This window comes from Clostridium sp. UBA6640, from assembly GCF_002455975.1.
In the GTDB taxonomy this organism is placed as follows: Bacteria; Bacillota; Clostridia; order Clostridiales; family Clostridiaceae; genus Clostridium_J.
Genome location: NZ_DKLM01000069.1, coordinates 11,794 through 35,732, shown reverse-complemented (window position 1 = coordinate 35,732; position 23,939 = coordinate 11,794). Strand labels below are relative to the sequence as shown.

The following is a 23,939-nucleotide window of genomic DNA, read 5'->3' as shown; positions in this document are numbered from 1 at the left end:
ATTCATTTTTGAATAATACGGTGTTTTAATAAATTATTCATTTTTTTAGTTATGACGTTAAATAAGAATGCTATGAATTAAGTTTATTTATATATTCATTTCTTAGAATTGACATAACTATTAAAGATTCATAGTTTTCATTATATAAGACACATTCTCGTAATATACCTTCTTTAATAAAACCTTCCAACTTATAAAGGTCTTGTGCCCTTTGGTTTTTATATCTAACATCAAGCCATAACCTATGTGCATTTAATCGTTCAAAAGCAATTTTTTTTACCAATCTTAACGTTTCTCTTCCAAAACCTTTTCCTTTATTAGATATTACAATTCTTCTAAACTCAATATTTCGATTTGGATTTTTAACCCCTGCAATTATCACATATCCAACAGGTTTATTTGTAGACTTCTCTTCAACTATTAAATGTAAAATATCTTCTTGAAATAATGAATTCTTATGTTGCTCTTTTGTCCATAAGCCAACATATTGAGCATTATCAGGTTGATGTTCAGAATTAACAACAAAATCTAAATCATATTCCTGAGTGTTTCTTAATATTATATAATCAGATTTTTCTTTAATTTCTTTCATGTGTACCTCCATGATAATTCGTCATATTTTACGAGTATAACTTAATTAACATCAGAATTGTATCATGTTTTCTATATATTTTATAGCTAGATAGAAAACATACTAATTTTAAAGCACTGCAATATTCAGTTTTCAAAGATCCATTGTTCACACTTTTAAATTCAAACGTTGCTTCAGAGATTAATCAAATTACGAAATAAAAAATACCGCATATTCATTTTTGAATAATACGGTATTATTAATAAATTATTTAATTGTATATTGATTTCATCATTTAATAATATTCAGTACTAAATTTCACTTAACACTCCTTAACCATACCTATTTTTTGCTCACAATTAATTTAAAATGTTTCGAAAAATGTTCGGTATTCTCAAGGTTATAATATTCAGTTTCCTCAATAGGAATTTTAGCAAACTCATAGTCCTTAAAGTATCTCTTTATATCGTCTATATCCACATAAAAATGAGGAATGTCTTGTTCAGTATCAGGCTCACTTCTTAATATAGTATTGTTATCAATATGTTTATTCTGGTCAGCATTCTGATATGACAATGAATTTTTTGATTTTAATGTAACAAATAATTCTCCCTTACTTTTCAACACTCTCATAATTTCTTCAAGTGACTTTACAAACCCTTCAGTGTCACTATGATAAATTACATTATATGCCATTATGCAATATATTTGTATTGCGATGTAAAAACACCCCAAAATTCAATTCATGAATAATGCGGTGCTTAAGTAAATCGTTTGTTTTTTCAGTTGTGACATTAAATAAGAAAAGCATATAATAGGTGTGATTAAAGTTTACATTTAAAATCCGACATAAGCTTGTTGTTTTCAATTGTCAAACTAATACTAAACAAAACTTCTATTACCACCATGATGATTGCAAGCACGTAAGGTTCGAAGTTTATACCAACCATAAGAGACAAAATTGGTATTAGAATAGCCAATACTGCATAAGACTTGGATTTATAAAGCCAACCATATGGCAACAGGTGTGCTCCAAAAATTATTGCTATTACCATTAGCATTTTTTCAGGTATAGTTGGATATATCCACATGGCAATCAGTAAATATAGCATTTGATTTGCGGAAAAAAGAACTCCCAAATTAGTTAATGGATTTTCTTTATTCTGAAAATCAACCTTTATTATTTTAGACATAAAAAATGCTAAAGGCATTAATGGCGCCGTAGCGCAAAATGTAAATAAGTTCTTAGTTAAAATAGGTAATGATGTTAAATGAATAATTAGTACAATACACCAAATAATAATTGATGCTAATATAAAATGTAACCCTTTCTTTTGCTTAATCGCACAGCATAAACGTAATTCTTCTAAGCTCATATTCAATCCCCCATACAAGTAAAATATAAATATTCTTTATTGCACAATTCTACAATTATTTATTAACATATGGAAATTATAGCAGGTTTTCCATATTATTAACACCGTATTATTTCACTTATAAGTTATAATTCCATTTTTAAACACCGCAATATTCAGCTTCCAAAGATCCATTGTTCACACTTTTAACTTCAACCATTACTTCGCAAATTAATCAAATTGCGACGTAAAAAATATCGCAAATTCATTTCTGAATAATGCGATATTTTAATATTATTTTATCTTTTTAAATTCATTAATAAATTGAAATTTGTAAGCTAAATTCATGTATAAATTTTATGCTTATAATACATGCAAATCTTTTAAAACAGACCTTAACATATTTTCTTCATAGTAGAAGTCTATCATTAATGTCAGATCATTTAAATCACCATCTGTAGTCAAATCATATTCACAGCTCATTCCCTTTCCATCATTCCATTTATAAAATTTTAATTGATGATATTCATACTTAGGTTTAAAAGAGCATGGATTTTCATAACTATCAAAACATTTTAAATCATTAATTAACTTAAAGCCTTCTGCACATTCTTCAATTTCAGATATACTCAAGCAATCTAGACCATCAACAATCTCTGCTATTTTAGAATAGTTTGCTTCTGAAATTGCATTTACTACTTGCTCTACTATTTTTTCTGCTAAAATCATTTCTTTTCCCAATTCATATTTGATCATATCAATTCACTCTTCCTTTCTTAAAAAATAAATTTTCCCTAACCCTTTTGAATTGATAGTAATCCTCTCTACAAATTCCTATTTATCTATATGTCTCATACAAATAATTTCTACTTTATCTTACTATCACGAATAAATTATGGCATATTTTGTAAATGCCGCATTATTCAATTTTCAAAGAACATTTTTTATTAATTAGTTCATTCTATATTTGAATCACGGCATAAAAAATACCGTATATCCAGGTTGAATAATACTGTATTATGAATAAAGTCTTTAATTATATAATGTGTTATGCCTTATAAGAAAATTGTGACTTAACACAACTACACATTATGTTTATTAGTTGTACAATATCTTATGAATAAAATCCGCTTTCATCGCTGTATACTTTTCTCTATCAGACCCGAATTCTTTTGACAATTTCACTTTTAAATCTTCATATTGCTTTCTAATATCTATATTTTCATTTAACGTATCTCTAAACTTAATATAATTATTCCATTCATTATCATTATGTATAACTATATGAATATGATGCGTCCTTATATTATTATCAAAATCACCACAACAAAAAAGCAGGTGGTTTTCATTACCTTTTTCATCTTTAAAAATATCTCTGTAAATAAAATCATTTTCTTCAAGAAGTGGAATTAAGTCAAATACATCTTTGAAACATTGTACTCCAACTGCAATATCAATTATTGGTTTAGCCTTTAGTCCAATTACCGCCGTACTGCCTACATGCTGAATGTCTGTGGCTTTATCTCCAAATAATTTTTTTAATATTTCGATAGTTTCTTTTGCATTTTCTTCCCATTGGATAGAATGCGGTTCTAGCAAAACAGTTCCTCTTAATAAACCTATCATTTCACACCTCCAAATTACATAAATAATTATTAATCCACAATTTTTTACTATTATGAATTGATTATAACATATATTGTAAATACCGCATTATTCAATCTTCAAAGAAAATTTTTTGTTAATTAGTTCATTCTATTTTTGAATTGCGACATAAAAATGCCGTAAAATTCATTTCTGAATAATACGGCATTTAAAAAAATTATTTGATTTTATAGTTTAGTCATTAAATAGAAATATTGTTCGCCGAATAAATAAATTGTCCTTACTGTTTTTAGCAAGTGGAATATGTACTTCCTATTGAACTACATATTTAATATTTCCTCTATTTCTCTCTCCAGGTCTTCTACTTGGATAATCTTTTTAATTTTCTTATCTCGTGTAGTTATCTCTAGTTGATTAGTTTTTATGTTTCTCTCGCTTACAATAATTCTTAAAGGTACACCAAGTAAATCTGCATCAGCAAATTGTACTCCTGCGGCAACATTTCTATCATCCATAATTACTTCATATTGATTTTTTAATCTGTTGTAAATATCTTGGCCTACAGACTCCATATCCACTTTTTGGCTCTTAATTACGCAAATATGAATTTGCCATGGTGCAACAGATCTTGGCCAAATTGGACCATTAGCATCTCTATTTGCCTCAATAATACATGCAAGGAGTCTTCCAACACCTATTCCATAACAACCCATAATCGGATTTTTGCTTTGGCCATCCCTATCTATATAGGTCATATTCATTGCCTTTGTATACTTAGTGCCAAGCTGGAATATGTTGCCTACTTCAACACCTCTTTTTAACTTAAGGTTGCCGCCGCATTCTGGACAATTGTCGTTTTCATTAACCTTAGCTACATCATGAAATTCTACTTTACTTAAATCACGTGTAACGCTAAAGCCTTTAATGTGATGGTCAATTTCGTTTGCCCCACATATTAGGTTGTTTTCATCAATTAATGATTTATCAAAAATAATCTGAACCTCATCCTCCTGAAGGCCGTAAGGCCCTATATAACCAAAGACAAGCGTGCTGTCTTCGTATTTTGAGTAAGGTACTATATTTGCCTTTATTAATGATTTCACCTTAGATTCATTAACCTCTAAATCTCCTCTAATAAATACAATGAGAGGTCTATTACTATTCTCAACTTCAAATACAATTGATTTTAATATACGGTTTTCAGAAACATTAAAGAATTTTGCAAGCAAATCAATCTCTTTTATATTTGGTGTGTAAACTTTTAAAGGTTCTTCTTCCTTTATCTCTTCATGAATAATTTTTGAACTAGCAACCTCCATGTTTGCCTTATAGCTGCAGTTGTCACATACAACTATTGTATCTTCGCCTATATCAGTAAGTAACATGAATTCATGTGCTATCTTACCGCCCATCATTCCTGTATCTGAGCCTACTGAAATAACCTGAGGCAGTCCTATTCTCTCAAATATAGTATGATATGCTTTTAAACATTCTTCATAATATTCCTCAAGGCTTTCCTGAGAAGTGTGGAAAGAGTAGGCATCCTTCATGGTAAATTCTCTAACCCTTATGAGTCCGCCCCTTGACCTTGGTTCATCCCTGAATTTAGTCTGAATCTGATAAATCATAAAAGGATACTTTGCATAGGTAAGTGCTTCAGTTCTTGCCAAGTGTACCGCGGCTTCTTCATGAGTCATTCCAAGAAGCATTGGATGACCTGCTCTGTCTTTCATTCTTAACAGCTCACTACCTACGCTGTCATACCTTCCTGATTCTTGCCAAAGCTCAGCAGGAAGTACTACAGGAAATAATACTTCCTGTCCTTCAATTTTATCCATTTCCTCACGTATTATATTTTCTATTTTCTTAGCTACTCGTTTTGCAGGCATAAGCATTGAAAATATTCCATTTGAGACTTGCCTTATGTAGCCGCCTCTTAATAAAAATATATGGCTGTAACTGGTAGCATCTGCAGGTGCTTCCTTATACCTCTCTCCTAAAAGTTTACTCATTAACAACTTAATCACCTTTCCTTTCTAAAATAAAAAAAATCACCATACAGAACCTGTATAGTGATAGTTTATCTACAACACAGGTGCAAGCACAAACAGCACTTACACCAAATTTTACTAAGGCACAAATGCTTTAACTTGCACGGGGGTTGCTATTTGGTTGTTTGATAGCATAAGATATAAAAAACATTTTTCGTCACCTCTCTAAGAATTAAAACTAGTATAATATTCCAATACCAAATTTGTCAAGAGATTATATGCAAAAAATATTATAATTGTCTGATTAGTTCTTCAAATAGTTTTAATTACTATATTCATTTCTTTTAATTCGTTATATTCAACTACCGTGACTTAACTAATAGTAATTATATTACATTCACGCATTAATTAATGGTTATTTTGGTAATATGTACAATATTTTCACTTCCTGACACCGTATTATTCAATTTTCAAAGCACATTATTCGTATCTAAATTTTCAAAAGTTACATTGTCGTTTAATCAAATTGTAACGTAAAAATATCGCAAATTCATTTCTGAATAATGCGATATTTCAAGATATTATTTATAATTTTTCTATTTTTGCTGCATATATAATGTATTAGGATAAAATCCAAGCTTCTTATAAAAACATATCGTTGATTCATTCTCTTGAGATACAGTTACCCCAATCACTTTACAATTCATTTCCTTCATCCATTCTATATGTTTGGATGCAAGTTGCCTCCCGATTCCATTACCTCGATTACTCTCATCAACATGAAGTGATTGAAGCTCTCCCGTTCCATCCACTATGGTTGATATGCAATATCCTATATATTCATCATTGATTTTAGCCACAGTTATTTTCATTGTATTTCTATTAAACGTAGAAAAAGCCTTTATTCTTTCATCAAAGTTAATAGAGCGATATGATTCTTTAAAGTATTCTGAACTATTCTGATGATATAACCTATTCTTTTCCCAAAGGTTCTTGATGATATCAATGTCATTATAGGAAATATCGAAAATCTTACTCATAATTATCTACCCCTTAATATATTTATTGCGTATAATTTTTACACTTCTCATTAAAGCATGTCCATTTTGCCCATATTGTAACATACTTTCAAAGGTCGTATTATTTAATTTTAAAAGAATATTTTTTATTAATTAGTTCATTCTATATTTGAATTACAACATAAAAAATACCGCAAATTCACTTATGAATAATACAGTATTTTAATATATTATTTTATACTTATTTTTTAAATTGAAATTTGTCTAGTTCGAGTTATACTCATAACATCACAAAAATTCGCAATTAATCTCTTTTACTAATTTCATCTGTTATTAATGATTTTGAAATATACATCGCTTTTATTATGTTATTAAAGCGCTTGTGATAAGGGTTACCCTCCTCAAATTTTGACTGTGCTTTTTCACATTTGCTGATAACTGAAGATACTGGGCGTAGTGCTTCTATCAATTCTTCTTTTGTATATTTGTCCATAACATTTTCATCTGTTATTAATGACTTTGAAATATACATCGCTTTTATCCTATTCTTAAGGAGTGTATGCTGAGATGTACCCTCCGCAAATTTGGGCTGCATTTTTTCACACTTACTAATAGTTGAAGATACAACTCGTAGTGCTTCTGTCAATTCTTCTTTTGTGTGTTTGTCCATAGTATTTCACCTCAAATTCATAATTTATCTAGCTTGTATTATAATACAATTGTTCTTAATCAAAAATAGCTCACTTACAAATCTAATTTAACTGTTTAAAAGTTTCTTTAAATCCTCTAGTGATACATCCATTTTTTTCGAGATTTCTTCCATGGATAAACCAGAAGATATAAAACGATTAATAACATCTTTCATGGATTCCCCAACCTCTATAATATGTTCATCTAAATCATAGAATCTTATAACACGTTGACCCCAGCTATGTTCTATAACATCTCCTAAGCACTGAATATTAGGATATTCATCAAGTTTATTCAAAAAGTCATCAAAGTTTTCTTCTTCAAAGCATAGTTCAATATTATTAGATTTTTTTAGGATTTCTTCTTTCGGAAGATTTACAAGCCAATCAAATTCTTGTTGCAATGCTAAACCACATGTAAAAGCAATGTTTATCCCATAATCCTGATATACTTCTAACCCAAATAAATTCTCATAAAATTTTCTAGATGATTTTATATCTCTTACAGATATAACAGTACATAAATATTTCATCTTAATTCTCCCTTCAAGTCTCTAATTTATATTACTCAATCTCAAATTGGAATTTGATTAACCTTCAAATTTATATGAAAATGGTATTAAATCTTTAGCTAATACCTTTTGCAATCCATCATTTGTTTGTATAATCACTTCACAGTTAGGACAATAGTCTGATAACATTTGTCTACAATTTCCACATGGTGATAATACTTCATCCCCATTCTCACCTCTTATTGCAACAATACATTTAAAATCCTTTTCTCCGTTTGTAACAGCAGTACCTATTGCCACTTGTTCAGCACATGCGCCGTGTAGAGAAAATACGTTCATCCCAAAATATATATTGCCGCTACTACATTTAACTGCTGCTGCAACTGTATGCTTGTAATTTTCTCTATCATAATTTTTCTTTAATATTTCACTTGCCTTTTCAATAAGTTCCATATCCTTAGAATCTAACATTTTCAAATCTCACCCTTACAAATTACTATTTATATCATTCAATTTCAAATTAGAATTTGCTTAATCTTTTATGAGAATTCCAATCTATTTTTTTATCTTATGAGCGGTAATGATGGTATAACTGTATGCATTAACTGTTATTTCACAATTTTCTATGCATATATACCAGTTTTTACCCCTTTTGGCTATTATAGCATTGGAATTTAGTATTTTGTCGCTACACCATTTTACTACATCGTCCACATCTAAAGAAAGATTCTTTTTAATTCGTCCAACTCCCAGCTCGGTTGTGTGCAACTTATCTAAGTTTTGTATCAACTCACATTTATTATCATTTACTTTTATCACCATGTATTCTCCCTCGCAAATTAGAATTTGTCATTTGATTTTCTTTAATGAAGATGAGATATCTTTATATACCAATTTCTGCATACTATCACCATATATAGCTACATCTGCTTTCATTAAGGCTTCTCGAATATATTCAACCAAACCTGATTTATATCGTGCAATACTTGGCAATGCTTTAATACATTGTCTTGCTGTAATTGGTTTTTCATCTAAAATATGTTTTAAATAATCATCTATAATTTCATCAATTTTATTTTCTGTATCCCATTTAGCGTTAACAGATATTAAGATAATACCTCTGGTTCTAATATATGAATTACTATTTTCAATCATTTCAGCAAACTTATCAAAAAATTTATAGACAGTATTAGATTTTTCGCTTTCAGTTTCTAGCATCTGTAATGCTTGATACGCAATTTTATTATCTTTAGAATATAATCTTTCAATCAATTCTTCGGTACTTTCCATAATTTCACCTTCTTAAACAAAAATTCTGACCTATAGACTCTAATTTGTATTACTCAATCTCAAATTGTGATTTGATTATTATTACCAAATAAATGGAACCAAGCGATATCTAACCTCTCTCGTATAATCCATATATCCATCTAATCCTGTTTTCAGCATCTTATCAATAACAACCCCAATAATAACAGCATTTAATTACCACTCATTCAAAAACGATAAAATTTGCTGTACACTATCCTTTCTGGCATTTTCACACTCCACAGGGAATTTGTGTTCTGCTATAATAATCAGTCTAATTAATCTCTTTAAAATCCAACTCATTCCAGATATATTGCCAAGCAAATGACTGGCTTTGTCATAAACAACACTTTTCACTTTATATGGATAATTTGATTCTGATAATATTTTCTCCATCCGAGGTACCGACTCGTCAGATGGCCAAAAGTCATCGTCCTTAGCGGCAAGCAATAATATATCAGCCTTTATATTTTCAATCAATATACGTGACTGGTCAATTGGAGGATTGATATCGTATATATATCTCATAACACGCCGTAATCCATATCTTTTATCTCTTTTAGCTTCCTTTATCAAAGCATGAGCACCTTTATCCAAAGCAATATTTGGAGTAAAAGATATATCTTTTTTGCGATATGTATATGTTGATTTGTATTTTCTCGAAAATTTTTTGCCCACACCTTCCATCACATAGTCAAAAGGTGAAATAGCAATAACACAACTAATTTGGGGACATAGTGATGCAGATAATAAAGCATATCCAGCTCCTGTTGATGTTCCTATTATAGCTATCTTCTCAATTTTCTGTTCTTGAAAGGATAGCAACCATTTTGCTGCTAGCTCCACATATTCTACAGGAATCCCATACATTTCTTTAGCCATTCCTTTCCACTTATAAAAACCTAGCACGAGAACAGAATATCCTTGCTCAATTAAAAATGAAGCAGAGGATTCTGTTAGTTTTTGACTAATACCTGCGCCACTCATGAAAATGATTGTTTTTTCTAAGTGTTTTTCTCCCTTAAAATACGTTCCACAAAACCCATCTTTCCCCAAAGTAAATACTTGCATTACTATCCCCCCTATCGTAAGATAATTTTAAATGTCATTTCGTCAAATTACTATTTATATTACTCAATCCCAAATTGGAATTTTCATTTGTCTATGTAAGGATAAATCATCGTAATATAGGATATTACGTTATACCCACAATGGGCTATTATACAACAGAGAATAGACTTTGTTTTAAGGTATAGTAATCCTAAAATAAGACCACATACAAATGCTGATAAAGTCTGTACCATATTAAAATGCAAGAGAGCAAAAAGTATGGCAGAAACTATCAAAGCTACTCTCACTCCGTAAGTATCTTTTAATCCATCTAATATAAATCCCCTCATAAGTATTTCTTCAATAACAGGTGCAATAATGCATACCTGCAATAAACTTGTAATTGGTGATTTTATTAAAGTTTGAATGCTCTCTTGATATGCTTGCTCACTTGCAGGAAATATACTTTCAAATATTGGGTCTAAGCAATTATCTAAAAGCAGGAAAAATAAAACGAAACAACCGATTGCTAACAAAATTCCAGTAATCGTTGTATTTGATAATATTTGCAGCTCATAACCTGTCTTTTTTAGCAAAATTATAAATCCGCATACACATAACGCAATAGTTATAATGTTAAGCCAGCTCGAAAAATCAGGAGATATTTTTCTCCAAATTGTCACATCTAAGAAAGTGTAAAAGAACATAAATCCAAAATATATTGCTACCCATAAAAAAGCTGTACTAATTTTTAAATTATAGTTTTTCATATATTTACCACACCTTAAATTCTAATTTATATTACTCAGTCTCAAATTGGAATTTTATTATTACCAGATAAATGGAACCAAGCGATATCTAACCTCTCTCGTATAATCCATATATCCATCTAGTCCTGTTTTCAGCATCTTATCCTCAAGATATGTCCGGATAACAATGACAACCCCAATAACAATAGCAGTTAATATCACATATTTTGATGGAAATATCAAAGAAATAGAAACACACCAAATCAAAATTGCCAAATATGTAGGATGTCTAATTATTGAATACGGACCTTCTTTGCATACACTTTGTTTCCTGTCAGTTTGAAGTCTTGCTGTAGATTCCAAAAAGGTATTTACTATCATTGCTCTTAATGTGAAAATTGTGGCAATAATATATAAAGCAATACCTATCCAATAGAAATTATCAAGTTGCAATGTTTCATAGCATTGTCCCGCTACAAAATATATACCAAAATACGCTAAAATCCAATATATCGTTAATAGTACTTTATCCCATATAGGAGAATCAGTATTTACCTTTCTTCTTTCCTTAATTGTTGTAGAATTTGCTTTATATATAACTATTCCAGAAATTACTGCAATCAGTATGTATAATATGAAGTATATAATTTCCCGAGTTCCATATGTCCAAGATGAACCAATAAGAAATAACATTATTCCTAAAATTCGTTGTACAATAACCCTTAAGATATAATTTATTGCCCCTCTATCCATATATTACACCTCACCGACAAATTCTTATTTATCTATATGTCACATAAAAGTAATTTTTACTTAAAATTATTTTGCTATTACAACTCAATTATAACATATTTTGTAAATACTAAATGATATATGGTAGAAGTGATCACTGTTTGCTGCTACATAAATTAAATAATATAAAGATTTAGATCTCTATTTATTTGTGATATATTATAATAAAAAGTACCTAAATACACCCTACAGATTACTTAATTAATGTTAGTGTAAAATATTTGACCACAAAAAATATCGCAAATTCATTTTTGAATAATGCGATACCAGATGCTTTAATCTATTTTCTTTTGCTAATTCATGCTGCAATAAAAGTGTGCAATAAATTTACAACAAATAATATTTATTTTACTTGTTTTTCTTTTTTTCCATTTTATATTTTTGGTAAAGTATATCTTTTAAAATTAGAGCTGTATCTACATCATCAAAATTGAATTCATTTTTTAAAGTGTCATACAACTCATATATCTTCTCACAATAGGTATTTATTCCTTCTATACCTTGATATGAAGCTAAAATAGGATACTTTTTACTCCATGCACTGGTCCAATCAATTTCATCAACTATCATTTCAATACTAGTAACATCACCACCAATATGACTTTCACTAATAAGATAGTCATAACTTACATTGTACAGCTGGCTTAATAATTTTGCCTTAATTAATTCAGGGACTGTTTGATTAGTTTCCCATTTACTTACTGTTTGCCGAGATACATTTAATTTTTCAGCTACATCTTCCTGTGATAACCCTGCTTTTTTACGCAAATACAACAATCTTTCACCTAATGACATAATAATCACCATCTTTTCTTTTATTTCAATTCTCTTTTACCCCAAGCTAACTTGTAGATATAGTATACTAAAAACTAAAAATGTTTTCTATCAAGTGAAAATGGAGATTTGTCAACTAAAGTTAACATTTTTCAAATATTTCATTCTTATGTATTTGCTCTATTATAAAGATATCAGTAAATGTAGTCTCTCCTTAGTGTTAGTTAAATTTATCATTGTTATTACGAACTATGCTGCACCTTAGGGCAACCCTTATACAATTGAGAATTCATGATGATAGACGCATAAAAAAGCCATAATGACATCAAAATTCATTATGGCTGCTGATTTATATAGAAAATCTAGTTACTCTCAAAAATATAAAGTAGATTTTTAATAAATACTATGTTCCTTAATATTGAGAAGCAAATACTTTTATTCTATTTTCAAAATTTAAAATATCTCTGCTCTTATTCCTATTTAGCATCGATAAATTGATGAACCATTTTAACTAATTCATCTTGTGATATCTCAGAATCCACTGCTAAGAAAGAATAATGAATTCCATCTTGCACCCAACTTAAATGTTGACTATGAGAAATTTCTACTTTGTCAGATCCATAGCCAAATACATATTTTCCAGACGCTTCATCCTGCTTATCTTGTTCTGTCTTTTCATAATCTGCTGGCACATACTTGTTAGCATATGAATTATAATATAAATCTATACCATTATAGTTATCAACAATCTTTTCTTTTTCTAGCTCTTCTCCCAATTTTTCTTCGTCCATAAAAAGAGTTACTTTATCATTTTCTTTTTCATAAGCAAAAATTAATGATTTTGTTTTTAATACAGAATTACCTTTATTATCCTCATGATTATTATCTGTAGTATATCCACCTTTAAAGATATATCCATTATCAAATTCCTTAACTAATTTAGGATTAAATCCTAAATCTTTTTTCACTTTTTCTTCCGTAGGCATAGTAGTATAAGTTGGTATATTACTTCCATGTGAAGTTATAGATGTAATTTTTCCTGCAGCAAATACAGTTGTTCCTACTACCATAGCAGCTACTAGTGCAACCATAGTTCTCTTTCTAAATGATGCTTTTTTATATGATGTTTTATTTTCCATTTCACAATTCTCCTTTTGATTTGGTAAGCTATTTAATGTAGACCTTACCTTATTTTTAAAACTTTCTGGTGTATCTGGAAAGGCATTATCCCAATTATGATTATTCATACGATACCTCCATATCTTTTAGTTCTATTTTTAATAACTTTCGTCCTCTTGATAATCTACTTTTTACGGTTCCTGCAGGTATTTTTAAAACTTTTTTAATTTCTTCTATTGAGTATCCGTCTACATAATAAAGTACAATTGTAATACGAATCCGCTCTGGTAATTTCTGAATTGCCAAATATAATTCGCTATAATCCTTTTTATCATCAGCCTTGGTAAACTCAAAGTACTCTTCATAAGATACAGTTGGACATTCACTGCGTTTTAAACTATAACATTCATTTATGAGTATCCTAACTAACCATGTCTTAAAATATTGTTCTTCCTTTAATGTATCTAATTTATTATAAGCTTTTAAAATTGCTCCTTGAACTGCATCCTCACAATCTTGATCATAGATCAAAATTGATTTAGATACATGATATAAAGTAGATTCAGTCTCAAGAACTTTATCTATAAATGTATCTTTATTCAATTGACTTCCTACCTTTCCTTGCAAATTGCAGCGCTACTTTTTTTGTCTTACACTAGTTAGACGCATAAAGCTTTTAAAAGGTTCATTTAATTTTTACTTAAATTTAAATTCTTTATAATATCTAAAATTAATCTTATTTTACAATAGCTTAATGTAAAACCATAATTTTAATATTATAAATAAATCAAAATTGATTTAGATACATGATATAAAGTAGATTCAGTCTAAAGAACTTTATCTATAAATGCATCTTTATTCAGTTTATCTCTTACCTTTCCTTGCAAATTGCAGCGCTACTTTTTTGCTTTACACTAGTTAGACGCATATACCCACTATAAGGTTCATTTAATTTTTATTTAAATTCTTTATAGTCTCTAAAAAAAATAATTTCTTCCTTAATTGTGCATTGTGCATTAATCTAAAAGTTATGAATTAATATATTAAACTATAACTTATATTCAGACATACATTAAATTTTAGAGTGGTTTATCTATAGTAGCCATTGGATAAATATAGGCATGACAAGTGTTTTGGTAAGTTGTACACTAAATATGTAAGGGAGTGTGTTATATGTTAATTTGTGATAAAAAAAGATTAGAAGATAAGATTATTACCTTTAGTAAGTTCGGTGCTACAGAAAATGGTGGAATAACAAGATTATCTTTATCGAAGCCAGCCCTTCAGGCAAGAGCAGAATTTTCAAAGAGTATGAATGAACTAGGGGCAAGTATAACAACAGATGATATGGGAAATATGTATGCTACTTTTAAAGGCTCTGAAGAAACCCTTCCTCATATTGCAATGGGATCGCATTGTGATTCGGTAGTACAGGGTGGGAACTATGATGGTATTTTAGGAGTACTTACAGCAATGGAAGTAGCTGAAACTATAGTTACAGAAAAAATTCCACATCGTCATCCAATTACAGTTATGATTTGGACTAACGAAGAGGGCGCTCGTTTTGACCCTGCTATGATGTCCTCAGGTGTTATTACAGGTAAATTTGACAAAGCAAAAATGTTAGATTCTAAGGATAAGGAAGGTATATCCTTTGGTGAGGCACTAGATGCAAGCGGATATAAAGGCGAAGAAAAAAACAGAATAAATCCCAAAGATTATATGGCCCTCCTGGAACTTCATATTGAACAAGGCCCAGTTCTAGAATCATCCAAAGTAGATATAGGTGTTGTAGAAGGCGTTGTTGGAATGGTGAATTATGAATTTGAATTTATTGGTCAAGCCGGCCACGCTGGAACAGTTCCACAAAAAATGAGAAAAGATGCTCTTCTAGCAGCTTCTGAAGCTATTCAATATTTGCATAAAGAACTTGATAAACTTGATAATAAATTAGTTTATACTACTGGTAGAATAATTTGTTCCCCTAATATACATACAATTATACCGGATAACGTTAAATTCACATTAGATGCAAGACATCAAGATTCAAAAGTAATAGAACAAGTAGTTAAAATTATTGAAAACATCCCAGAAGAATTAGCAAACTGTAAAGTTACTTATGAGAAATTATGGTCACGCAAAACTGTTAGTTTCAATAATGAATTGATTAATTTTGTAGAGAAAAATGCTATTCTTTACGGTTACTCTAATATGAGAATGTACAGCGGTCCTGGTCATGATGCCCAATTCGCAGCAGATATGTTACCTACAACCATGATTTTCGTTCCAAGTATTGGCGGACACAGTCATTGTGAAATAGAAAAAACACCACTTGATAATTGTTTAAAAGGGGCTAATGTGTTGCTGCAAACGGTTCTAGATATAGATAAAAAATAAATATTCGCTTATATACAATCTCATTAACATCTTTATTGTTAATGGGATTATATGTTTATAATTTTTCAACAGACACTTTTATTATATTACAACATAAAAATACCGTAAAACTCATTTCTGAATAATACAGTATCTTAAAAAATCATTTAAATTTACAGCCTTTATATCTTATAAGAAAATTCTTCTCATTACCCTTATAGCAATTTTTCATATAGTCTAAACCAGTCCAGTCCATAGTCTCCAAGTCCCAGGTCAACTGTATCGATATATTTAAAACCACATTTTTCATATAATCTAATAGCAGGTGTATTGCCTTCATAAACATCTAATCTAATTGATTTAGCTTGCGACTTAATACTATGTTCAATAGAAAAGTCCATTAATGCTTTGCCTACGCCACATTTCAAAAATTTTGGATGCACTACAAACGTATACACAACAAAAACATTTGAATAGTCAGATTCAAATTCCCATTTAGCCTTATAATATGCTGCCTCTGGTTCGTGGCTTAAAATAACAGAACCAATGATTTCTCCGTTATATTTTGATACATATAAATTACCATCTTTAACTCCATTAATTGCATTTTGCCGAACAGGATATATCCCTTTTTTCCATCCAGGATAATTTATTCCTTGTTCTAAATAGTCATTTAAATCGTTATAAAGCTGTTCTAATTCATCAATATCATTTTCTTTCCCTAAATTAAAAGTTATATCCATAGGTTTATCCCTCCAATCAAAGTAACATAAATAATCTCTACTATATATAAATTACTCTTCTGAGGCTAAAATCCTTTATCTTAAAATTTATTTAAAAAAACTCCAAGGGTATTGCCATTGGAGTCTTAACCATAATTTAATAAGAAATAATATATTTTTATATATCAAATTCCAATCTCATAATTAGAAAATCATAGTCATTACCTCTTATAGTATTAACGATTTCTTCAATAAATTTAAAACCTAATTTCTCATATACCCTAATTGCTCTTTTATTAAATTTTGCTACTGTTAGATCAATGTAACTTAAATTATATTTTTTCTTTCCAAAATTGATTATGGACCTTACAAATTCTGTACCAAAGCCTTTTCCTGTAAGTTCTGGTCTCATTTGTACACCTAAACAGAAGAATTCTTCAATATAATAGAATGAACAATTCCCTACAAGTTCATTGTGTTCATTATAAATTGAAAAATCATTATCTGAATCAATAGAACGCTTTATCGACTCTATCTTTTCCTTCTGAATGCTGTTATCATAAAACGAATATATTCCTTCATATTTCCATGTCAAAATATCTTCAATGTCACTTTTTATAGGTGCTCTAAATTCAAACTTCATCTTTATCCCCTCACTCAGCTTCTATTATTGTTTATAGGTTCATTCTAACATCTACATTTTTATATTAAAATCTTATAAACGGTTCATAATAGAATTCAAGCATATAGCGCAAGTTTATCTTTCTTTGCTGCTTTGTAGAGATTTTTACTAAATTATATCTAACACTGCAATAGACACAAAAAAGCCTTATTAACAAATACTAATTGAAATAAGACTTTTTTATAATAAGTACTAACGCTTTTCTTTACTTATTATCCCTCTTATAGTTTTTTCTGAAAGATAATATTCTTCTGATAGTTGAGCAACAGTACTTCCATCTATATATTTACGAAATATTTCATTATTTCTTTTTTTAAAACTACTTTTTATGCCATTCTTTTCGCCCCAAGATTTTTCATTTCCATTTTTTCTTGGAATGTATAAACATTCTCCATCTACATACTCTTGTATTAATTTTATTACTTCTTCCGGTAATACGGTCTGTGCACTAATATAAGCCATATCTTGCCCCTCCTTATTAATATAAAGTTATGAGCAAAGACTACTTATAAAGTAATTTTCATACCATCTTCATAGCAGTCTCTGCTATGAATCTATAGAGGGCTTTAAGCATGGATATTTCATAAGAATCACTCCAATCACAATGTTTTTCATCTATAAAATTTTATCTAACTGTACTTTAAACTTTATCATAATTTTCCGAAAACTACACAAATCCAAACTTCTTATATAGATTATATGCAGGTTTATTATCAACATGAACATCTATAATGATGTCTTTTACATTTCTCATATACATATCATTTATACATGTTGACAATAATGCAGAGGCTGCCCCTCTATTACGATATTTGTGTGAGACATGTACTGAATAAATATGCATTATTTGTTCTTCTTGTGGAAGCCCTATTAGAATACCAATAACTTCATCATTATCATGTGCAGTTATAATATACCTTTTCGAGAAATCTCCAAAAACACCATTTTTAAGATTAGCAATAAATTTGTCTGGTTTTTTACCTGAAAGATCTGGATCTAATGTCCCTTCAATGAATTTCGATAAGTAATATGCTAATTCTTTTTCCAATTCTCCCCCTTCTGAAGTCAGCTTTTTTATTTGGAATTTAGATGAATTTTCTACTTGTCCAATTAAACTTTTTTTTAGTTGTACTTTCATACGTTCCTCCCTGTTAATTAATAATCTAACCTCATAATGTGCTCACTACCAAATACTTGTCCATTGAAATCAAACCCTACACTCTTATATAAATTTACAGCTTGGATACTTTCTTTATGGACCCCAAGAAAAATCTTATTATGTGACTTATCTTTTTTTATAATCTCTAAAAGCTTCTCTAAAGTTTTTTTACCGTATCCATTTGATTGATAGTTTTTATCAATCATTATTCTATAAATCCAATATTCACCATCATCTTCATCAATACAGTACATTACAAATCCTACCATGGTATCATCATCATATACTGCAAGTGATATACATTCTGGTTGTACTTTTGCTTGAGGAATTGAAACTGCATTAGATGTCACAAAACTTTTCTGATTTTCTGCAACACTAAGTTCAATGCATTCCCAGAAGTTTTCTCTCGTAATCTCTTTAAACAATATCAATAGAATTACCTTCTTTCTAAATGCCATTTGCACCACAAATTAAAATTAATTTTTTCAAAATTTCACCTCATAACAATCGCTAACGCTTACTGCTCTGAATCCTGAATCCTCGTATATAGAGAGAGCTTTTCTATTTTCCATTTCAACACTAAGGGTGAAATTTTCGATCCTCTCATTAAGTAAGTAAGCAATTGTTTTTGATAATATTGCTCTTCCAAATCCCTTTCCTCTATAACTCTTTTGAACTGCTAAATCAGCAATACTTCCCTCACCATTCTCTATTCTTGCAGAAATAATCCCTACTGTAGTATTATGAATCTTACCAATGAAATTACTGTATTTAGAATTATTTAAATTTGATTCATTGTACGCTCTCTCATCTTTTTCGGTGGTTCCAAAAGCTTCAATACCTATAGGAACGATCTCATCTAAATCTTCAAGCGATGCTTTACTTAGAACAAGGTTAGTGCATTCCCCACTGAGTTCTTTATAATATTTTCTATTAAACTTCATTTCATAAGTTGAGTATTTCTCTTCTCCACCTACATATATAATGAACTCTCTAAAGCTAGTAACATCTCTTTTATTAATGAATTTTAAAGTGTCCACATTATTTTCTCTACATCTATCTTTTACACTCTTAAAAATCTCTGAGAAAATATCCTTTGTTTTGCAATCCGGATTAATTGTACCCCATATATATGCTTCTCCCACATTGTAGCTGAGTGTCATACCAAAATATGCAATTAAATCTCTTTCATCGTAAAATAAAAATTTAGTAATGTTCTCTGCTTCCCTATCAAGATAAAGCTTTAAATCTGTATTATGTCTTTTATTGCATATCTCTATTAATTTCTCGACATCCTTAAAATCTTCTTCACTTAAGCTTTGCTCTATAATTACCCTACTTTTATAATTAAACTTCTCCATTTTAAGACCCTCTACCTTAATAATTTAATAACTTCTCACTATTCTCCTGTCTCCATATAATGTTTAACTTATATCTCAATGCTAAATTTTTCTTATACATACATGTAGCTATTGATCTTGAGTGACAACATGTTTTAACTAATGTCACATATTTTCTTTTTTATGATAATATAAAAAGTTAAATCCATTATCTTCTGAAGTACCAATTAAATCTTCATGAATGTGGCAATCAAAGTTATATTCTTCGTCATCCTCCATCCCCGTCATATACTCGATATCACAAGCAAATTTTAAAAATACATCTCTATTAGTTGAAACTATTAAAAGATTCTTAAATCGCTTTGCAGCTAATTTTCCATCAGTTAACCAGCGATTAGGATATTGAATATTGTTTTTTTCGATAGCCATATCTTTAAGTTCTTCAGAAATTGTATTTGCTTCTTTAATAGCTTTAAATATTTCCTTAGCTTTAAGCTGAACTCCATGATAATTTATGAGTACAATGTCCATATCAAATATTCCATATTCCCATATATCTCTATATTCATTTAATTTTATAGAATTTGTTGGAATATATATAAGTTGTTGAGACTCTAATCTTGAAGCTAAAATAAATACTTTTTCAAGAAACTCGTAGGCAGTTGAATTGCCAAGTATTGCCTTGTCCCAAACTATTGGATCTATAGCTGTAAGCTGCTTCGGTATTTTTAAAGGTATATAAATATATAATTTATTATTTCCGTGTAATATTTTTTCTCTTACTTTAAACTTCATATTTTCCTTCCTAAAATAACAATTACTTTTAATGATTTAAGTTTTTCTGTTAAATTTATAAGTCATTGACCTTTCATAAAAATAATTAGTACTATTTCATTTTTTCACAAACATTAACTTCATCCATTTTTATGCCCCCATTAATTTACTGCATTTATTATATTAAATGCTGCTAATATTAATAATAAAATGGACTTCATTTAATATGAAAAATTTTTCTTATATTCATAAGTACAGTATGAATTTTATAACTATTATATCAAATCAAATGTAAATTATATACTTTATTGTAACTTTTATAAATAAAAATAGATGAAATAAAACTTTTTACATAAGCTTTATTTCATCTATTCTTTAATCATAAATTTATGCCTGAGAACATTAAATTTTTCTCTACTTCATCATATCCAAAGGATTTATAGAGCTTTATGGCACGTTTATTTAATTGCCATACTTCAAGTTTTGTTTTACTTAATCCATTTAACATGAAATAATTAAATATATAATTGACTATAACCTTTGATAGCCCTTTTTCTCGTGCTTCAGGTAAAACATATAATGTCTCAATAAATCCGAAGCCATCCTTTTCAAAAATTGTACATCCTCCCTGCACTTTGTTCTCTATTAAAAAAGACAGATTCTTAAAATACATTTCTTTTTCTTGTTCTGCAAATGCTTCTATATCCAACGGTGTTATAAATATTTCATCATACATTGCTTTATATTCCATTAGTTCTTCCATAGAATCAAATTTCAATTCTATTACCTTTATATTTTCAGGTAAAGTGTATGTAAAGTTTTTAGGAATATCTGCCTCCATAATAATGCTGTAATCTTCTTCAAATCCATTTTTAATATAAAAGTCTAACTTATCCTTATCATAGCTAAATCCAGAGTATATTCTAGCTTTTAAATCTGGTCTTTCCATCCGAAGCTCTTTAGCCCTAGAATATACTTTGTCAAATAACTTCTGCCTAACTTCATATTCTAACAACTTGTCCAAATCAAATTCTATATTAACATCTATAAAAATAGCATATGGCGTTTCATATGTCTGATGATAGTTTATTGCTGGATATGCATAAGCATATCCCAAATAGTTTTCTTTCTCGTCAAATGCTAAAAAGATATTTTCTTTACCTGGTCGATCTTCTTTTGGATTACATATTTTAATATTCATTCTAATACCCTCCAAGTCTATTTTCTTTTTACCGGTATCCATACTTCGCAAAATTTATGGTCCAAAACAATAATTAGATATCATAGCTAATATGACTAAACCAGTTAAAATAAATAAATTTATTATTAGAAAAAATGCATTTAAAGTTAATACTATGTTTTTGTTCTTATCCATTTTACAGCTTTTAGTTGAAAAATGGATAAAAAATAAATTTACTAATGCTAATGCAATAAAAACTAAAAAAATTATAGTTGTATCTAAATTTAAAACAGTATTTATTTTCTTTTCCTCCAATTATTTATAAATTTTAGTTTATTAAAATTTTATATTCCATGCAACATTAATATAAAATTTTTATCATTAAATAACTATAGATAAGACTTTTAGGACAGCCATAATTTTCTCTATGACTGCCCTTGACTCATGTGATCTATGATTCTGTTTATAAAAATTATTCTACAAAAATTTCTAGATATCCGATGATTTGATTTGTATCATACTCTTCCAATACGCCTAAGGATGGATCATAATACTCTCCATTATAAAACAGCAATAGATGACTACGTTTCTCGGAACGAGCATTTATAATGCAACATTTAGGTAATTCTTTTACTTCATTACGCATATAAATCATTTTAGATGAATGAGCAATTCCATAGTAATCTAGGGTTTCAATTACCTTACTTAAAGATGCTTGCCATCTTTTTGATTTCATAATATTAACTACTTCTTCTATGGATACCCCTGCTAACATTGCTACACATATTTGTCCACACATACCACTTTGCGGCTGAATAATACTTTCTATCTTATCTATTTTTCGTATAGGATTTTTAATACTATATGGACTATTCTTATTAATCCTAGTCAATCCATCAATTATTTCAAAAGATACATTAAAATTTATATGATCTTCTATTTCCTTAAGAATTGGCTTTGTGATCGGGATATAATAGTTTCCATTACCTTTAGGTACAAGTTTACATTCAAAAGTTATATTATTTACTGTGACTTTTACAGGTATTATGCCTTTTTGCTCGCATACTTCCCACACATTGAAAGGTATTACTATGAATGTTCTTATATTCTCCTTTAATAACGTTCCTTCGAACTTATATTCCATAGCTTTCCTCCTAGGAATTTTTTCTTAATTTTATTGCAATCCATACTTCCTGCCTATTATCTTGTAAATAACATTCAATTACTGGCAAATCATCAAGTTCATAGCTAGAATTTGGTAACCATTCTGTATAAAATTTCTTATAAATATTCTGAACAGCTTCTGGTAATGCTCCATTTGCTTCTAATATTACCCACGTGGCTTTAGGAAATTGGAATTCATCCATATGGCTAGGAGTAGTAACCTTAGCACATTCAGATGTATGAACGTAAGTAGTTACACCTAAATAATAGTCCATTTCCTCTGAATTCCCACATTGTTCTCCATTACTGATTCCAAGAAGCCCTACTGGACGCATATCTGCTTTACTCCAAAGGTCAAATAATTGTTGCATAGTCCCATCTCTGCCCGCTGTTTCCCAAATCTGTGGAATAAGCTGAAAAGCTTCATCAGTATTAATTCTTCTTCTTATTCCTGAAATAGTAAAGGCTGGCCATTGTTCAATCTGATAATTCATATAACCGTCTCCTTTAATTGTAATATGAAAGGAGATTTTAGGACAAGATTTAAGACTTACTGTATCCGTACGTACTTTTGATGGAAGAACTCCATGAAACTTTTGAAAGGCTCTTGTAAAAGAATCATGAGAAGTATATCCATACTTCATTGCAATATCAACAATATTTACTTTGCTATTTAAAATATCAAAAGCTGCAAGAGTAAGTCGTCTATTTCTAATGTATTCATTCAAAGTCTTATCTGCAATATAAGAAAACATTCGCTGAAAGTTATATATAGAACATCCAGCAATTTGTGATAATCTCTCATATGAAATTTCACCATCTAAATTTTCCTCAATATAATCTACAGCTCTATTGATATGTTCCATCCATTCCAACTGTATCATCTCCTATCATACAATATCATACATTTTATCAAATAAATTCTCTCGATTTTTTCTGCCGCAATTAGTCGATAATGTAAATTATATACATCACTTAGTTTATTTCTGTGTCTCCTAAAATATATAT

29 protein-coding genes are annotated in these 23,939 nt (G+C 29.3%); 1 reads left to right on the top strand and 28 read right to left on the bottom strand.

Annotated elements, in window-relative coordinates; translation table 11 throughout:
- Positions 1 to 70: 70 nt before the first annotated feature.
- The 18 genes from B2W91_RS07325 to B2W91_RS07240 all read right to left on the bottom strand — a co-directional run bounded on the left by B2W91_RS07325 (position 71) and on the right by B2W91_RS07240 (position 14,137).
- Positions 71 to 592, bottom strand: a complete 522-nt coding sequence (locus B2W91_RS07325; RefSeq protein WP_291579743.1) for a GNAT family N-acetyltransferase — start codon at positions 590 to 592, stop codon at positions 71 to 73.
- A 321-nt stretch (positions 593 to 913) separates the two neighbouring features.
- Positions 914 to 1,204 (bottom strand): hypothetical protein, encoded by a 291-nt coding sequence (locus B2W91_RS07320; protein ID WP_291579742.1) that lies wholly within the window; start codon positions 1,202 to 1,204, stop codon positions 914 to 916.
- 191 nt (positions 1,205 to 1,395) lie between these two features.
- Positions 1,396 to 1,947 carry a DUF7010 family protein gene (locus tag B2W91_RS07315; protein WP_291579741.1) on the bottom strand — a complete coding sequence of 184 codons (552 nt, stop codon included), beginning with the start codon at positions 1,945 to 1,947 and terminating at the stop codon, positions 1,396 to 1,398.
- A gap of 342 nt (positions 1,948 to 2,289) precedes the next feature.
- Entirely contained in the window at positions 2,290 to 2,682 is a 393-nt protein-coding gene (locus tag B2W91_RS07310) for a DUF7668 domain-containing protein (RefSeq protein WP_291579740.1), read from the bottom strand.
- A 342-nt stretch (positions 2,683 to 3,024) separates the two neighbouring features.
- Complete coding sequence (locus B2W91_RS07305; protein ID WP_291579739.1) at positions 3,025 to 3,552, bottom strand: GrpB family protein; 528 nt, start codon at positions 3,550 to 3,552, stop codon at positions 3,025 to 3,027.
- Between the two features lie 299 nt (positions 3,553 to 3,851).
- Complete coding sequence (locus tag B2W91_RS07300; protein WP_349680793.1) at positions 3,852 to 5,543, bottom strand: proline--tRNA ligase; 1,692 nt, start codon at positions 5,541 to 5,543, stop codon at positions 3,852 to 3,854.
- Between the two features lie 575 nt (positions 5,544 to 6,118).
- Positions 6,119 to 6,562 carry a GNAT family N-acetyltransferase gene (locus tag B2W91_RS07295; protein WP_291579737.1) on the bottom strand — a complete coding sequence of 148 codons (444 nt, stop codon included), beginning with the start codon at positions 6,560 to 6,562 and terminating at the stop codon, positions 6,119 to 6,121.
- Positions 6,563 to 6,845: 283 nt separating this feature from the next.
- A complete protein-coding gene (locus B2W91_RS07290) occupies positions 6,846 to 7,211 on the bottom strand; it encodes a hypothetical protein (protein WP_291579736.1) in 366 nt (121 codons plus the stop codon).
- 87 nt (positions 7,212 to 7,298) lie between these two features.
- Positions 7,299 to 7,763, bottom strand: a complete 465-nt coding sequence (locus B2W91_RS07285; RefSeq protein WP_291579735.1) for a VOC family protein — start codon at positions 7,761 to 7,763, stop codon at positions 7,299 to 7,301.
- Positions 7,764 to 7,820: 57 nt separating this feature from the next.
- Positions 7,821 to 8,213 carry a cytidine deaminase gene (locus B2W91_RS07280; protein ID WP_291579734.1) on the bottom strand — a complete coding sequence of 131 codons (393 nt, stop codon included), beginning with the start codon at positions 8,211 to 8,213 and terminating at the stop codon, positions 7,821 to 7,823.
- 84 nt (positions 8,214 to 8,297) lie between these two features.
- A complete protein-coding gene (locus B2W91_RS07275) occupies positions 8,298 to 8,564 on the bottom strand; it encodes a DUF3781 domain-containing protein (RefSeq protein WP_291579733.1) in 267 nt (88 codons plus the stop codon).
- 27 nt (positions 8,565 to 8,591) lie between these two features.
- Positions 8,592 to 9,032, bottom strand: coding sequence for a SufBD protein (locus B2W91_RS07270; RefSeq protein ID WP_291579732.1), 441 nt, complete (start codon positions 9,030 to 9,032; stop codon positions 8,592 to 8,594).
- 195 nt (positions 9,033 to 9,227) lie between these two features.
- Positions 9,228 to 10,121, bottom strand: a complete 894-nt coding sequence (locus tag B2W91_RS07265; RefSeq protein WP_291579731.1) for an acyl-CoA thioester hydrolase/BAAT C-terminal domain-containing protein — start codon at positions 10,119 to 10,121, stop codon at positions 9,228 to 9,230.
- Between the two features lie 83 nt (positions 10,122 to 10,204).
- Positions 10,205 to 10,870 carry a CPBP family intramembrane glutamic endopeptidase gene (locus tag B2W91_RS07260; RefSeq protein ID WP_291579730.1) on the bottom strand — a complete coding sequence of 222 codons (666 nt, stop codon included), beginning with the start codon at positions 10,868 to 10,870 and terminating at the stop codon, positions 10,205 to 10,207.
- A gap of 60 nt (positions 10,871 to 10,930) precedes the next feature.
- Positions 10,931 to 11,602 carry a methyltransferase family protein gene (locus B2W91_RS07255; RefSeq protein ID WP_291579729.1) on the bottom strand — a complete coding sequence of 224 codons (672 nt, stop codon included), beginning with the start codon at positions 11,600 to 11,602 and terminating at the stop codon, positions 10,931 to 10,933.
- Positions 11,603 to 11,989: 387 nt separating this feature from the next.
- Positions 11,990 to 12,436 (bottom strand): helix-turn-helix domain-containing protein, encoded by a 447-nt coding sequence (locus B2W91_RS07250; protein ID WP_291579728.1) that lies wholly within the window; start codon positions 12,434 to 12,436, stop codon positions 11,990 to 11,992.
- Positions 12,437 to 12,891: 455 nt separating this feature from the next.
- On the bottom strand, positions 12,892 to 13,662 hold the full coding sequence (locus B2W91_RS07245) for a hypothetical protein (protein WP_291579727.1): 771 nt from the start codon (positions 13,660 to 13,662) through the stop codon (positions 12,892 to 12,894).
- A complete protein-coding gene (locus B2W91_RS07240) occupies positions 13,655 to 14,137 on the bottom strand; it encodes an RNA polymerase sigma factor (protein ID WP_291579726.1) in 483 nt (160 codons plus the stop codon). The genes B2W91_RS07245 and B2W91_RS07240 overlap by 8 nt, the downstream gene beginning before the upstream one ends.
- Before the next feature lie 570 nt (positions 14,138 to 14,707).
- On the opposite strand from B2W91_RS07240, the gene B2W91_RS07235 reads away from it, so the two are divergent.
- Positions 14,708 to 15,931: a Zn-dependent hydrolase gene (locus tag B2W91_RS07235; protein WP_291579725.1), complete on the top strand. Its 1,224-nt coding sequence runs from the start codon at positions 14,708 to 14,710 to the stop codon at positions 15,929 to 15,931.
- Between the two features lie 194 nt (positions 15,932 to 16,125).
- Here B2W91_RS07235 and B2W91_RS07230 read toward each other — a convergent pair whose 3' ends face one another.
- The 10 genes from B2W91_RS07230 to B2W91_RS07185 all read right to left on the bottom strand — a co-directional run bounded on the left by B2W91_RS07230 (position 16,126) and on the right by B2W91_RS07185 (position 23,797).
- Positions 16,126 to 16,653 carry a GNAT family N-acetyltransferase gene (locus B2W91_RS07230; RefSeq protein WP_291579724.1) on the bottom strand — a complete coding sequence of 176 codons (528 nt, stop codon included), beginning with the start codon at positions 16,651 to 16,653 and terminating at the stop codon, positions 16,126 to 16,128.
- Between the two features lie 157 nt (positions 16,654 to 16,810).
- Positions 16,811 to 17,275, bottom strand: coding sequence for a GNAT family N-acetyltransferase (locus B2W91_RS07225; RefSeq protein ID WP_291579723.1), 465 nt, complete (start codon positions 17,273 to 17,275; stop codon positions 16,811 to 16,813).
- A 231-nt stretch (positions 17,276 to 17,506) separates the two neighbouring features.
- Positions 17,507 to 17,776: a CD3324 family protein gene (locus B2W91_RS07220; protein ID WP_291579722.1), complete on the bottom strand. Its 270-nt coding sequence runs from the start codon at positions 17,774 to 17,776 to the stop codon at positions 17,507 to 17,509.
- A 205-nt stretch (positions 17,777 to 17,981) separates the two neighbouring features.
- Entirely contained in the window at positions 17,982 to 18,452 is a 471-nt protein-coding gene (locus B2W91_RS07215; RefSeq protein ID WP_291579721.1) for a GNAT family N-acetyltransferase, read from the bottom strand.
- A 17-nt stretch (positions 18,453 to 18,469) separates the two neighbouring features.
- Positions 18,470 to 18,904 carry a GNAT family N-acetyltransferase gene (locus B2W91_RS07210; protein WP_291579720.1) on the bottom strand — a complete coding sequence of 145 codons (435 nt, stop codon included), beginning with the start codon at positions 18,902 to 18,904 and terminating at the stop codon, positions 18,470 to 18,472.
- Between the two features lie 54 nt (positions 18,905 to 18,958).
- A complete protein-coding gene (locus B2W91_RS07205; protein WP_291579719.1) occupies positions 18,959 to 19,834 on the bottom strand; it encodes a GNAT family N-acetyltransferase in 876 nt (291 codons plus the stop codon).
- A 144-nt stretch (positions 19,835 to 19,978) separates the two neighbouring features.
- Positions 19,979 to 20,608: a hypothetical protein gene (locus tag B2W91_RS07200; protein ID WP_291579718.1), complete on the bottom strand. Its 630-nt coding sequence runs from the start codon at positions 20,606 to 20,608 to the stop codon at positions 19,979 to 19,981.
- Between the two features lie 358 nt (positions 20,609 to 20,966).
- The gene (locus B2W91_RS07195) at positions 20,967 to 21,788 is read right to left on the bottom strand and encodes a GNAT family N-acetyltransferase (protein WP_291579717.1); all 822 of its coding nucleotides are present in this window, start codon (positions 21,786 to 21,788) and stop codon (positions 20,967 to 20,969) included.
- A gap of 451 nt (positions 21,789 to 22,239) precedes the next feature.
- Entirely contained in the window at positions 22,240 to 22,911 is a 672-nt protein-coding gene (locus tag B2W91_RS07190) for a DUF1905 domain-containing protein (protein WP_291579716.1), read from the bottom strand.
- Positions 22,912 to 22,921: 10 nt separating this feature from the next.
- Positions 22,922 to 23,797 carry an AraC family transcriptional regulator gene (locus tag B2W91_RS07185; RefSeq protein ID WP_349680794.1) on the bottom strand — a complete coding sequence of 292 codons (876 nt, stop codon included), beginning with the start codon at positions 23,795 to 23,797 and terminating at the stop codon, positions 22,922 to 22,924.
- Positions 23,798 to 23,939 lie beyond the last annotated feature (142 nt).

Bases quoted from the DNA above. Each gene is read 5' to 3' on its own strand.
- B2W91_RS07230 (WP_291579724.1), bottom strand. From the start codon at position 16,653: ATGGATATAACTTTTAATTTAGGGAAAGAAAATGATATTGATGAATTA.
- B2W91_RS07300 (WP_349680793.1), bottom strand. From the start codon at position 5,543: ATGAGTAAACTTTTAGGAGAGAGGTATAAGGAAGCACCTGCAGATGCT.
- B2W91_RS07205 (WP_291579719.1), bottom strand. From the start codon at position 19,834: ATGGAGAAGTTTAATTATAAAAGTAGGGTAATTATAGAGCAAAGCTTA.
- B2W91_RS07285 (WP_291579735.1), bottom strand. From the start codon at position 7,763: ATGAAATATTTATGTACTGTTATATCTGTAAGAGATATAAAATCATCT.
- B2W91_RS07315 (WP_291579741.1), bottom strand. From the start codon at position 1,947: ATGAGCTTAGAAGAATTACGTTTATGCTGTGCGATTAAGCAAAAGAAA.
- B2W91_RS07225 (WP_291579723.1), bottom strand. From the start codon at position 17,275: ATGAAGTTTGAATTTAGAGCACCTATAAAAAGTGACATTGAAGATATT.
- B2W91_RS07275 (WP_291579733.1), bottom strand. From the start codon at position 8,564: ATGGTGATAAAAGTAAATGATAATAAATGTGAGTTGATACAAAACTTA.
- B2W91_RS07195 (WP_291579717.1), bottom strand. From the start codon at position 21,788: ATGAATATTAAAATATGTAATCCAAAAGAAGATCGACCAGGTAAAGAA.
- B2W91_RS07190 (WP_291579716.1), bottom strand. From the start codon at position 22,911: ATGGAATATAAGTTCGAAGGAACGTTATTAAAGGAGAATATAAGAACA.
- B2W91_RS07310 (WP_291579740.1), bottom strand. From the start codon at position 2,682: ATGATCAAATATGAATTGGGAAAAGAAATGATTTTAGCAGAAAAAATA.
- B2W91_RS07200 (WP_291579718.1), bottom strand. From the start codon at position 20,608: ATGAAGTTTAAAGTAAGAGAAAAAATATTACACGGAAATAATAAATTA.
- B2W91_RS07220 (WP_291579722.1), bottom strand. From the start codon at position 17,776: ATGGCTTATATTAGTGCACAGACCGTATTACCGGAAGAAGTAATAAAA.
- B2W91_RS07255 (WP_291579729.1), bottom strand. From the start codon at position 11,602: ATGGATAGAGGGGCAATAAATTATATCTTAAGGGTTATTGTACAACGA.
- B2W91_RS07260 (WP_291579730.1), bottom strand. From the start codon at position 10,870: ATGAAAAACTATAATTTAAAAATTAGTACAGCTTTTTTATGGGTAGCA.
- B2W91_RS07290 (WP_291579736.1), bottom strand. From the start codon at position 7,211: ATGGACAAACACACAAAAGAAGAATTGACAGAAGCACTACGAGTTGTA.
- B2W91_RS07325 (WP_291579743.1), bottom strand. From the start codon at position 592: ATGAAAGAAATTAAAGAAAAATCTGATTATATAATATTAAGAAACACT.
- B2W91_RS07265 (WP_291579731.1), bottom strand. From the start codon at position 10,121: ATGCAAGTATTTACTTTGGGGAAAGATGGGTTTTGTGGAACGTATTTT.
- B2W91_RS07215 (WP_291579721.1), bottom strand. From the start codon at position 18,452: ATGAAAGTACAACTAAAAAAAAGTTTAATTGGACAAGTAGAAAATTCA.
- B2W91_RS07270 (WP_291579732.1), bottom strand. From the start codon at position 9,032: ATGGAAAGTACCGAAGAATTGATTGAAAGATTATATTCTAAAGATAAT.
- B2W91_RS07295 (WP_291579737.1), bottom strand. From the start codon at position 6,562: ATGAGTAAGATTTTCGATATTTCCTATAATGACATTGATATCATCAAG.
- B2W91_RS07250 (WP_291579728.1), bottom strand. From the start codon at position 12,436: ATGTCATTAGGTGAAAGATTGTTGTATTTGCGTAAAAAAGCAGGGTTA.
- B2W91_RS07320 (WP_291579742.1), bottom strand. From the start codon at position 1,204: ATGAGAGTGTTGAAAAGTAAGGGAGAATTATTTGTTACATTAAAATCA.
- B2W91_RS07305 (WP_291579739.1), bottom strand. From the start codon at position 3,552: ATGATAGGTTTATTAAGAGGAACTGTTTTGCTAGAACCGCATTCTATC.
- B2W91_RS07185 (WP_349680794.1), bottom strand. From the start codon at position 23,797: ATGGAACATATCAATAGAGCTGTAGATTATATTGAGGAAAATTTAGAT.
- B2W91_RS07245 (WP_291579727.1), bottom strand. From the start codon at position 13,662: ATGAATAATCATAATTGGGATAATGCCTTTCCAGATACACCAGAAAGT.
- B2W91_RS07280 (WP_291579734.1), bottom strand. From the start codon at position 8,213: ATGTTAGATTCTAAGGATATGGAACTTATTGAAAAGGCAAGTGAAATA.
- B2W91_RS07235 (WP_291579725.1), top strand. From the start codon at position 14,708: ATGTTAATTTGTGATAAAAAAAGATTAGAAGATAAGATTATTACCTTT.